Source organism: Parafrankia sp. Ea1.12, assembly GCF_900465275.1.
In the GTDB taxonomy this organism is placed as follows: domain Bacteria; phylum Actinomycetota; class Actinomycetes; order Frankiales; family Frankiaceae; genus Parafrankia; species Parafrankia soli.
Genome location: NZ_UBIZ01000216.1, coordinates 1 through 11,288 on the forward strand (window position 1 = coordinate 1; position 11,288 = coordinate 11,288).

General features: G+C 70.8%; 7 protein-coding genes, 1 tRNA gene and 1 pseudogene. 4 read left to right on the plus strand and 5 right to left on the minus strand.

Annotated elements, in window-relative coordinates:
- A pseudogene (locus FMEAI12_RS08265) lies at window positions 1-829 on the plus strand (serine/threonine protein kinase); the annotation flags it as partial.
- A gap of 445 nt (window positions 830-1,274) precedes the next feature.
- On the plus strand, window positions 1,275-1,466 hold the full coding sequence (locus FMEAI12_RS08270) for a hypothetical protein (RefSeq protein WP_112105566.1): 192 nt from the start codon (window positions 1,275-1,277) through the stop codon (window positions 1,464-1,466).
- A gap of 122 nt (window positions 1,467-1,588) precedes the next feature.
- Here FMEAI12_RS08270 and FMEAI12_RS08275 read toward each other — a convergent pair whose 3' ends face one another.
- From FMEAI12_RS08275 to FMEAI12_RS08295, 4 genes are all read right to left on the minus strand, one after another.
- Complete coding sequence (locus FMEAI12_RS08275) at window positions 1,589-1,915, minus strand: FKBP-type peptidyl-prolyl cis-trans isomerase (RefSeq protein ID WP_071060870.1); 327 nt, start codon at window positions 1,913-1,915, stop codon at window positions 1,589-1,591.
- A gap of 695 nt (window positions 1,916-2,610) precedes the next feature.
- Window positions 2,611-2,681 (minus strand) — tRNA-Gly (locus FMEAI12_RS08285).
- A gap of 115 nt (window positions 2,682-2,796) precedes the next feature.
- On the minus strand, window positions 2,797-5,199 hold the full coding sequence (locus FMEAI12_RS08290) for a glycoside hydrolase family 65 protein (RefSeq protein WP_112105567.1): 2,403 nt from the start codon (window positions 5,197-5,199) through the stop codon (window positions 2,797-2,799).
- On the minus strand, window positions 5,196-6,017 hold the full coding sequence (locus FMEAI12_RS08295; protein ID WP_071060866.1) for an HAD family phosphatase: 822 nt from the start codon (window positions 6,015-6,017) through the stop codon (window positions 5,196-5,198). Before FMEAI12_RS08295 ends, FMEAI12_RS08290 begins: the two co-directional genes overlap by 4 nt.
- Before the next feature lie 288 nt (window positions 6,018-6,305).
- On the opposite strand from FMEAI12_RS08295, the gene dcd reads away from it, so the two are divergent.
- Window positions 6,306-6,911, plus strand: a complete 606-nt coding sequence (gene dcd, locus FMEAI12_RS08300) for a dCTP deaminase (protein WP_071060864.1) — start codon at window positions 6,306-6,308, stop codon at window positions 6,909-6,911.
- Window positions 6,912-6,994: 83 nt separating this feature from the next.
- Here dcd and FMEAI12_RS08305 read toward each other — a convergent pair whose 3' ends face one another.
- Complete coding sequence (locus tag FMEAI12_RS08305; protein ID WP_112105568.1) at window positions 6,995-9,217, minus strand: (Fe-S)-binding protein; 2,223 nt, start codon at window positions 9,215-9,217, stop codon at window positions 6,995-6,997.
- An 820-nt stretch (window positions 9,218-10,037) separates the two neighbouring features.
- Between FMEAI12_RS08305 and FMEAI12_RS08310 the strand changes: the two genes are divergently transcribed.
- Window positions 10,038-11,288: nuclease-related domain-containing protein (locus FMEAI12_RS08310; protein ID WP_112105569.1), on the plus strand; the 1,251-nt coding region annotated here is incomplete at its 3' end.

The window sequence follows — 11,288 nt, forward strand, 5'->3', positions numbered from 1 at the left end:
CCCGACTCCAGCTCCAGCTCCGTCCCCGGCCTTCACCGAACCGCCTACCGCCGCCCCCGCCGGAGCCGGCGGCATCCCAGCGGCCGGCGGCGTCGCGGCGGGTGGGGCACCGCGCCGGTCCGGCCACGGCCGCCGTCCCTGGCTGGTCGGCGCGATCGGCGCGGTCGCGTTCGTCGTGGTCTGCGCGCTCGCCGCCGTGCTGCTCACCCGCTCCGACGAGCCGTCGCCCTCCACGCCCATGGTCGCCTCGGCCGTGAACGGGCCCACGGCGGACCCCGCCAGGCCGCCCTTCGATCCGAAGGCGGGCCTCCCCGGTCCGGTGGCGCCCGGGCCGGGCCTGCCCGTTCCCGGCACCCCACCGGGTGGGCTGGGAGCCGGCGCGCCCGGTTCACCGCCCGCGGGCGCGGGCGGCCCCGCGACTCCCCTCACCCCACCGCCGGCCGCGACCACGCCGGGAGCGACCGCGCCACAGGCACCGGCCCCCACCCCGAAACCGGCGCCGTCCAGCACGGCCGTGAGCGGATGCCCCGGCAGCCCGAGCCACGGCTACAACGGCGACGGGTACGGCGTGCTGACCGAGGCCTCCTCGCTGCGCAGCGGGCCGTACGCGGCATGCGGCGCGGTCGCGAGCCTGGCCAAGGGCAAGAAGGTCTGGCTGCACTGCAGCGTCGTCAACGGCCACAACAACCTGTGGTGGTGGGCCCGCCTGGACGGCTCCACCACCGCCGGCTGGATCTACGACGGAAGCCTCAAGCTCAGCTACGTCGACGACAACGACGACGGCAGGACGCGGATCTACAGCTGCGACGGCACGTACGTCAACCGCTGACACCACTCGCCACTCCGCACAGCACCGCGCGCTGTCCGCCGGCAGGCGAATCGCTGTTCACGGTGCACATCCAGGCGATCGTCCCTGCCCCAGGAGATTCCGCCCGTTTCGCGTCAACCTGACCGGACATGCCGGCATCTATCCGAATGCGGCAACCACGCCGCAGAGGAGGACTCGATGACGATGTCCGATCGACCGGGCCGACGCCCGGCCGGCAACGGAACCACCCGCACGCGCCGGAGGCGGCACCTGGCCGCACTGACGCTCCTGGTCGCCGCGGTCTCGGCCATGATCCCCGCGCAGGCGGCCCTGGCCGGGGGAAACGGACCCCAGCCGTTCGTCCGCGCCCGGGCGGAGGCCGCCGCCAAGGCGGCCTACGCGCAGGCGTTCACCGGCCCTCGCCCAGGCGATACAGAACTTCCCCGAGGCGACACACACCGCCGCTGTGACCACGAGCGACATCGTCTTCACCGACCCGCGGCACGCGGCACTTCGTTTCCGCATCGCCTACCAGGGCGGGATCGACTTCGGGGAGCAGAACGGTAACGCCCTGATCGTCGATGGCGAGTGGAAGGTCAGCCGCGGCACCTACTGCATGGTCATGGGATGGGCCGGCGCCACCTGCCCATCACCGTGACCTGCACATCACCGTGAGCTGCCCATCTCCCTGACGCGGCTCTCGGCCGCCCGGTGGAACGCGGCCGGCGGCGGCCCGAGCGGGCTGCCGCCGGTCCGCGCGCTCCCAGCTCTGTCACCAGGTCAGTTGATGGCGAGAAGCTCCACCTCGAAGAGGAGGTCGGAGTTCGGCGGGATGACGGGCGGGAAACCGCCGGGGCCGTACCCGTAGTCGGGCGTGATGGTGAGCACGGCCTTCTCACCGAGGGAAAGCTGGGGAACCCCCTCGTCCCATCCCTTGATGACCCTGCCGACACCGATCTCGGTGACGAACGGCGCGCCCCGGTCACGGGACGAGTCGAACTGCCGGCCGTCACGCAGGGTGCCGACGTAGTGAATCGTCACCCGGTCCCCCTTCTTGGGGAAAGTCTTGCCGTCTCCCTGCGAGAGGGTTTCAATCGAAACGCCCATGCGATCAGCCTTTCCTCGATGGTGGGACGTGTGCCTGCGCCGGCAGGCTCCCCCGGCTGGAACCGGGCAAACTGCCACCGCGGACCGCCGCTCCCCCGCGGACAGGAACCGGGGGTGCCCCGGAAGTATGTCAGCGCACGCCACAGCATCATCGGTGCCGGTCGGTGAGGCGGAGCGCTGGGACGGCGTGGCCCTGCCGTCCGGTCGTCCGGTGCGCAGCCATAGGATCACTCATCGTGCCGGGGGAAACGGGCGGTTTCGCGATGGTCTCCGATAAGCATCACCGGAGGCCGGGCGCCCGATCATGATGATTGACCGAGCGCGGGTGGCGGCGGCGCTGCCCGGCTGCGAGCTGGGCGACGTAGGTCCTCGCGATGTTCGCTCACGAGGCGCCGCTCGACGCCGACAGGTTCTTCGCTGACCTCGACGCCGTCGTCGACCAGGGGCTTCCCGGTGAGTGAACGTGCCTGAACGGCTCAGCCGAAGGTAGCTCGACACGAACGATCCTGTTGAACGTGCCGCGAGGATCGGACGACTGCAGCGCACCGAGGCAGGACCCACCCCAAAGAGGGAGAACCACCCCCACCAGCCAACCAGGCCCGCCGCTCGGGGGCTTCGGGGGTCGCCCCCCGAAAAAAACAACGGCCCCCCGGGAAGCCGCCCCCCAGGGGCGGCAACCACAGCGAACCGGCTCGAGCGGGCGACGGGAATCGAACCCGCGTTGCAAGCTTGGGAAGCTCGTGTTCTGCCTCTGAACTACGCCCGCATGGTGCTACCGCATCTTACTGGACTCGGGCGGCACGTGTTCCACCGCCACCCCCGGACTTCGCGCTCAGGCTGGTCCGCCCCCGGTCTGTCACCCTGGTCGGCCCACGGCCCGGTCACCCGTCGACGGGGTGGACGTCGGCCGCGCGGGTGACCTCGGTGCCGTTGCCCTGGTGCAGGAACCGCAGCGGCTCCCGGCCGGCGGGCTGCCTCGGGCGTTCCTGTGCCGGCACCGGTGGGACGTCCAGTTTGCAGGGCTGGTCGGGTGAGACGCGGACCTTCTCGCCGTGGTGCAGAATCGTGATCGCCTCGCCCTCGAGCACCGTGTAGGTGGCGGACGAGTCGACCACCTCGACGCGGAGCTGGCGGGAGCGCACGCGCAGGCCGAAGGCGAGCCGGCTGAGGCCTTCGGGCAGGCGGGGGCTGAAGGAGAGCAGCTCACCGGTGTCACGCAGCCCGCCGAAGCCCTCGACGAGCGCGATCCAGCTGCCGGCCAGCGAGGCCATGTGCAGGCCGTCGCCGGTGTTGTGCTCGATGTCCTTCAGGTCCATGAAGGCGGCTTCGCGCAGGTAGTCGTGCGCGAGGGACATGTGACCGCATTCGGCTGCCATGACGGCCTGGCAGCAGGCGGAAAGCGACGAGTCGCGGACGGTGAGCGCCTCGTAGTAGGCGAAGTTGCGCGCCTTCTGCTCGGCGGTGAACGCGTCGCCGCGGCGCTGCATCGCCAGTACCAGGTCGGCCTGTTTCACGACCTGCTTGCGGTAGAGGTCGAAGTAGGTGAAGTGGAGCAGCAGCGGATACTGCTCCGGCCTGGTCTGTTCGAAGTCCCACACCTGGTGCTCGGTGAATCCCTCGGACTGCGGGTGGACCCCGAGGCGTTTGTCGAACGGGATGAACATGTCCTCGGCGGCGTCGCGCCAGCTCGCGGCGGTCTCCGCGTCGACCCCGAAGGCCCGGGCGTGTTCGGGATGGCGCCGGACGGCGTCGGCCGCCCCGACGAGGTTCCGCTGGGCCATCAGGTTGGTGTAGACGTTGTTGTCGGCGAGCGCGGAGTACTCGTCCGGGCCGGTCACACCGTCTATGCGGAAACGGCCGGAGAGGTCGTGGTGGCCGAGGGAACGCCACAGCCGCGCCGTCTCGATGAGGATCTCCAGACCCACCTCGAGCTCGAACTGCTCGTCCTCGGTGGCCCACAGGTAGCGCAGGACGGCGTCGGCGATGTCGGCGTTGACGTGGTAGGCCGCCGTCCCGGCGGGCCAGTAGCCGGAGCATTCCTCGCCGTGGATGGTGCGCCAGGGGTAGGCCGCGCCGTCGAGGTTGAGTAGTTGGGCACGCTCGCGGGCCAGCGGGAGGATCGAGTGCCGCCAGCGCAGCGCGTCGGCGGCGGCGGCCGGCACGGTGTAGGTGAGGACGGGCAGGACGTAGCTCTCTGTGTCCCAGAAGGCGTGACCGTCGTACCCGGGGCCGGTGAGCCCCTTCGCGGGGATGGCCCGGCGCTCGGCCCGCGCGCCGGCCTGCAGGACGTGGAAGAGCGCGAACCGGACGGCCTGCTGCACCTCGGCGTCCCCGTCGACCTCGACGTCGGACCGGCGCCAGAAGTCCGCCAGATACTCGCGCTGCTCGGCGACGAGGCCGTCCCAGCCGGTCTGGCGGGCGGCGACGAGGGCGGCGGTGGCCTGGTCGCGCAGCGCCGGCAGGGAGCGCTGCTCGGACCAGCCGTAGGCGAGGAACTTGACCATCCGCAGGGTCTCGCCCGGCTTGAGGACGGCCGTCGCGGTGACCCAGCCGGTGTTGGGCTCGCTCTCCGAGGTGACACCGAGCGAACGCGGGCCGTCGAAGATGTGGTCCATCGCCGCGGCGACCCGGATGTCGCTGTGCCGGGTGCGGTGGACGAGCTCGACCATGGTCTCGCGGGCGCGGTGCCGTTCGGAGATGAGCGGCGACTCCAGGACGGCGGCGGCGCGCGGGTCGCCCCTGCGCCCCGGAAGCTGCTCGTTGGCGACCAGCTCGGACTGGATGACGACCCGCGCGGTGTCGCCCACCGGTTCGATCTCGTAGTGGATCGCGGCGGCGGAGCGCTGGGAGAAGGAGATGAGACGCTGGGTGCGGATCCTGACCCGCTGCCCGGCCGGGGAGACCCAGTCGGCCTCCCGGCGCAGCACCCCCTCGCGGAAGTCGATCGTGCGGGTGTGCGCGAGAAGGTCCCCGTAGCGGACGTCGAACGGCTCGTCGTCGACCAGCAGGCGGACGATCTTGCCGTTCGTGACGTTGATGACCGTCTGCCCGGACTCGGGGTATCCGTATCCCGCCTCGGCGTACGGAAGCGGCCGCAGCTCGTGGACGGAGTTCAGGTAGGTACCGGGCAGCCCGTGCGGATCGCCCTCGTCGAGGTTCCCGCGCATGCCCACGTGTCCGTTGGACAGCGAGAACAGCGACTCGGAGCGGGCCAGGTCGTCGATGTCGAGCCCGTGCTCGGTCAGCGACCAGGACTCGATGGGGTAGGAGGGCCTGCCGATCACGCGTCGCCCCCACCGGTGGCCGGGCCGGCAGACGCGGAGCCGCCAGACGCGGAGCCAGCGGAGGCCGGGCCGGTCGAACCTCCACCGAGCAGTTCGGCGAGGTCCTCGACCACCCGGTCGGCGCCGTTGCCGCGCAGCGCCTCGGCGTGGCCGACCCGGTCGACCCCCACCACGTAGCCGAAGCCACCGGCCCGGCCCGCCTGCACCCCGGCGATGGCGTCCTCGAAGACGGCGGCGGCGCCGGGGGCCACCCCCAGCGCCTCGGCACCGGCCAGGAAGGTGTCGGGGGCCGGCTTGCCGGCCAGGCCGCGCTCCTCTGCGACCAGGCCGTCGACCCGCGCCAGCAGCAGGTGCTCGATGCCGGCGGCCCGCACCACCTCGGCGCAGTTCGCACTGGACGACACGACCGCACGCGGCACGCCGGCACGCTCGAGCTCCTCCAGGTAGCGGACGGAGCCGGCGAACACCTCCACGCCCATCTCCTTCAGCTTCTCCAGAAGCAGGATGTTCTTCCGGGTGGCGAGCGCCTGGATCGTCATCCCGGACGGCGGGTCGCCGGGCACTCCGGGCGGGAGGTGGATGCCCCTGGAGTCCAGGAACGCGCGCACGCCGTCGGCGCGCGGGCGGCCGTCCACATGGTCGGCGTAGTCGGTGGCGATGTCGAAGGGGACGAACGGGTCACCGGACCGCCTAGCCCAGTTCTCGAGGAAGTCGTCGAACATCTCCTTCCACGCCGCGGCGTGGACGGCGGCGGTACGGGTCAGTACCCCGTCCAGGTCGAACAGGCATGCCTCGATGTGATCCGGTAGCCCCAGCATCGGTCCCCATCCTGGATCGTCGTCCGGCTGCGTCGCCAGCTCCCTCGCGCGGACCGGTTCCCTCTCCGCACGGCAGTTCCCTCCGCAGTCAGAGTGTCACCGAAGGCGATGTCCCGTGACGGCAACCTCGCACGCGTCCGGGATGCTCCTACCCGAGACACCACGACTCCCACACCGCGACGGCGGCGAAATCACCGCAGTCCGCACATCCCGCCATCAGAGGGCCGCGATGATCCACCGGGCTCGTGCCGGCAGGACGTCCAGGCGGCTGCGGTAGCGTCCACGAACGTGCTGCTGTCCGACCGGGATATCCGGGCCGAGATCACCGCCGGCCGCGTCCGGCTCGACCCCTACGACGAGGGGCTGATCCAGCCGTCCAGCGTGGACCTGCGGCTCGACCGCGCGTTCCGGGTGTTCCAGAACCACCGTTACAGCCACATCGACCCGGCCGTGGAGCAGGAGGATCTCACCGAGCTCGTGGCGCCCGAGGGCGACGAGCCGTTCGTCCTGCACCCGGGAGAGTTCGTGCTCGGGTCGACGCTGGAGGTCGTGACGCTCCCGGAGGACCTCGCCGGCCGACTCGAAGGCAAGTCGAGCCTGGGCCGGCTGGGCCTGCTGACCCATTCGACCGCCGGGTTCATCGACCCGGGCTTCTCCGGCCACGTGACGCTGGAGCTGTCGAACGTCGCGACGCTGCCCATCAAGCTCTGGCCCGGGATGAAGATCGGCCAGCTCTGTCTGTTCCGGCTGTCGACGCCGGCCGAGCACCCGTACGGCTCGGCGGTCTACGGCTCCCGGTACCAGGGTCAGCGCGGGCCGACGCCGTCCCGTGCCTACCGCGACTTCACCCGGGCGGCCGTGCCCGAGATCCCCAACGGATCACACGGCGCCTGACCGCACACACGACGACGGCCGCCCCCGAATCCCCGGGGGCGGCCGCGACGGCGTGGCTACTGCCTGATCCGCTCGCTACCGGTTCAGCTGCTCAGCGGCTCCGCTGTCGGCGTGGGCGTCGGCGCGACCAGTGAGCGGGCCAGCAGCTGCGAGACGTCGAGCACCTCGACGCTCTCCTTGGCCTCGCCGGCGAGCTTCTTCTCGGTGACGGCGTCGGAGAGCATCACGATGCAGAACGGGCAGGCCGTCGAGACCACATCGGGATCGAGGCCGAGGGCCTCCTCCATGCGGTCGACGTTGACCCGCTTTCCGATCTTCTCCTCCATCCACATCCGCGCGCCGCCGGCGCCGCAGCAGAAGCCACGGTCCTTGCAGCGGTGCATCTCCTGGCCACGGATGCCCGGGATGGCCTCGAGGATCTCCCGGGGCGGGGTGTAGACCTTGTTGTGCCGGCCGAGGAAGCACGGGTCGTGGTAGGTCACCGAGGAGTCGATCGGGGTGATCGGGACGAGCTTGCGCTCCTCGACGAGCTTGCCGAGCAGCTGCGTGTGGTGGACGACCTCGAACGTCCCGCCGAGCGAGGAGTACTCCCGGGCGAGGCTGTTGAAGCAGTGCGGGCAGGTCGCGACGATCTTCTTGACGCCCGTCTCGTTCAACAGCTCGATGTTGGCCTTCGCCATCTCCTGGTAGAGGTACTCGTTGCCGAGGCGGCGCGCCGGGTCACCGGTGCAGGACTCCTGGCTGCCGAGGATGGCGAACTCGACCCCGGCGGTGTGCAGCAGCTCGGCGAAGGAGCGCGCGACCTTCTTGGCCCGGTCCTCGATGGCGCCGGCGCAGCCGACCCAGTAGAGGTACTCGACCTCGTCCGGGATCTGCTCGCCCTCGTCGAGGATGCGCACCTCGAACGGCAGGTTGTCGGTCCACTCGGTGCGCGAGCGCGGCGAGACACCCCACGGGTTGCCGTTGTTCTCCAGGTTGCGCAGCATCACGCCGGCCTCGGACGGGAACGCCGACTCGATCATGACCTGGTAGCGGCGCATGTCGACGATGTGGTCGACGTGCTCGATGTCCACCGGGCACTGCTCGACACAGGCCCCGCAGTTGGTGCACGACCACAGGACGTCGGGGTCGATGACCCCGCCCTCCTCCGCGGTGCCGACGAGCGGGCGGTCCACCTGGGGCTGACCGGGCTCGGGGACACGGCCGAAGCCGGACTCGGGCACGTGGTGGTGCACCTTGTGCTTGCCGGAGCCGTCCTCGGACGCGCTGGCGGCCGCCTTCGTGGTCTCCTCGGCGCTCTCGCCGTCCTCGGCGTCCTTGGGCGCGAGCAGGTAGGGAGCCTTCGCGAAGAGGTGGTCCCGGAGGTCCATGATCAGGAGCTTGGGCGACAGCGGCTTGCCGGTGTTCCAGGCCGGGCACTGGCTCTGGCACCGCCCGCACTCGGTGCAGGTGGAGAAGTCGAGCATGGCCTTCCAGGAGAAGTCCTCGACCTTGCCGACCCCGACGATCGGCTCGTCCTCCTCCATCAGCTTCTCGATGTCGGGCGTGGTGCCCAGCGGGCCGAGCGCGACCGGCTCCCGCTTGAGGATGACGTTGATCGGCGCCAGGCCGATGTGCAGGTGCTTGGAGTAGACCACCAGCACCAGGAAGCCCATGATGATCGCGATGTTGAGGAGCAGGAACACCGTCTCGATGTGTTCGTTGGTGTGCTCCGAGAAGGCATCCAGCGGCAGGCTGACCAGCCAGGACGCGAACGCCCACTTGGTGTCGCCCTGCGGGTGGGTGCCCGCGTTGAACTGGGCGCCACGGGTGATCAGCAGGGTCACGATGACCAGTGTGATCATCCCGAGGATGACCCAGGCCGGGCCGATGTGGGAGCCGTAGAACCGGGACTTGCGGTCAAGCCGGGCCGGGGCGTTGCGCAGCCTGATGACCGTGAAGGTGATCAGGCCCGCGAGCACGGCGACTGCGAAGAAGTCCTCGAGGAACCCGATGGCCGCCCAGTGCCCGAACAGCGGAATGTGGAAGTCGTGGTCGAACAGGGCCCCGTACGCCTCGACGATCGTCAGGCCGAGGATGGTGAAGCCCCAGAAGGTGAAGGCGTGCGCCAGGCCGGGCACCGACCACTTGAGCAGCTTGCGCTGGCCGCCCACCTCGCTGATCTCGGTCCAGATCCGGGTCGGCAGGTCGTCGAGCCGGCCCTCCGCCGGTTGACCGGACCTGATCAGTCTGGTCAGCCAGAAGACGCGGCGGCCGGCCACCGCGAGAGCGATCAGCGTGATCGCTAGACCGATCGCGATTCTCACAGGTCCTCCATCTGTGCTATCCGGTCAGTGCTGACCGGTGTTGACCGACGACAACCGGTGCCGCCCGGCGACGCGGCGAGCCTACCCGTACCCGCCGGTAACTTCCTGAGCGCGACGGCCGCCCCACCCTTGACCATCAACGCGGAGCGTTCCGCTGCCACCGCGACCCGCGTGACGGCCATCGGGCCCACTCCGAAGCGCAAGCCTTCCCGTGACCGTACGACCCGCGACGAGCGGAGTGACCAGAGACACGTCACGATCACCGGACACGCATCACTCCCCCTCCGAAAGTCCCACAACGACACCATCCGGGGTGGCTCCCGGGGGCCATCACCTTTAGATCCCCCGCTCCCGACCCCGAACACCCCCGACCCTGCCACGACGTGGTCCGAGTGGGGCGGGATCGGGGACCTATTGGGCTGATCTTGCCCGGCGTGCCGGGGAGCCTGCTACTTTGAGTGGCAGACAACCGCCCGAACCACGACTCTCCGCACCGTCCGTTCTCGTCTGGCCACCCCACGAGCCCCAGGTGGGACCACATGGTCCAATCGCCGGGTGGCACGTGTTGTGGCACTCCGCCGGCCGGCGGCCTGTCGCTCGTGGATCATCCAGAGCGCTGATGTCAACTCTTGTGATGACCATGAGCCTCCCCGCACCATGGGTGGGTGCCTCGGTCCGGGCGGTCACGGGATCACGCCGTGACCGGGTCGGGCCAGAGGTTTCAGCCGGCCGGCTACAGCGCTGTCGCGACGACGCCCGGCGCGCTCCGGAGAACGGTCTCCAACCACGTTGACGACCCCTGCGATCCATGGTGGGCACGATGGCGACGAGCACCAGGCCGGCGACGCCCCGGGCCGGGCGGCCCGGGTTCTCCCAGCACACGGAATACCTGCGCGCGCGAGAGAACCAGGCGATGGTCCGACGCGACCGCCTGGCGCGCGAGGTGCCGCGCGCGGCCATCCGCGCCGCGGTGGTCGGCATGGGCCTCGGCCTGGTCATCGGGTTCGGGCTCGGGCTGCCCGGTCTCGGCGTGGCCGTCTTCGTGGTCCTGCTCATCGTCTGGCCCGGTGGCATCGCCGTGGCCGCCTTCGGTGTCTCGCCGGACGTCGAGACCCTGCGCGAGGCGGCCGAGGCTGAGCGCAAGACCGCCCGCGCGATCTCCCGGCTCCGCCGACACGGCTATGTGATCATGCACGACCGGGCCGTCCCCTACTCGCAGGCCACGATCGGGCACCTGCTGATCGGTCCCGGCGGCGTCATGATCCTCGGCAGCGACACCAACAAGGGCATCGTCCGCTACACCAAGGGCGGTGCCATGGTGGACGGCGAGTCGCTCAAGCCCGCGATCGACAAGACCTCATGGCTCGGCGGCGAGGTGCGCAACCAGGTCCGCGCCGCCCTGCCCACCACGAAGATCCCGGTCTACCCGGTCCTCGTGATGGTCGAGGCGAGCGTCCTGTGGAGCGACGGCGCGCTGGACGGCGTCACGATCATCAGCGTCAAGGACGTCGTCAAGTACGTCCGGAGCAAGCCCGGGCGGCTCAACCCCGGGCAGGTCCAGCAGGTCCTCGCCGCCGCCCAGCGGCTCTTCCCGCCGTACTCCTCCAACCGGCTCGCCGAGCACGTCGTCGTCGACCGCGACCAGTGGCTCACCCTGATGGACGCCCTGCGCACAATCCGCGAGCGCGGCGGCGACGCCTCCGAGATGCTCGAGCGCCTCGCCCAGATCGAAGCCGACCTCGGCCGCCAGGCCGATCTCATCGACCGCGCCGGCATGCCCCTCGCCCGGGCCGCCGACCAGCCCGACGGCCCGACCGACAGCCCACCGCCCGCTTCCGGGACGGACACGGCGACCGACGCGATCGGCCTGCTGGACGTGGACGGAACAGGCACCGCCAAGTCCCTGGAGGGACCCCCGCGAGCCCGCCCCGGCGAGGGCCGGCGCGGCCGCATCCTGGCCGCCGTCCGCCAGCCACGGGGCAGCGAGTCCATCAGCACGTCGAGCCGGCCCCGCGGGGGCGACGGCCCGACGACGGCAAAGGGCGACCAGCCCCCCGCCCCCGGCGACGAC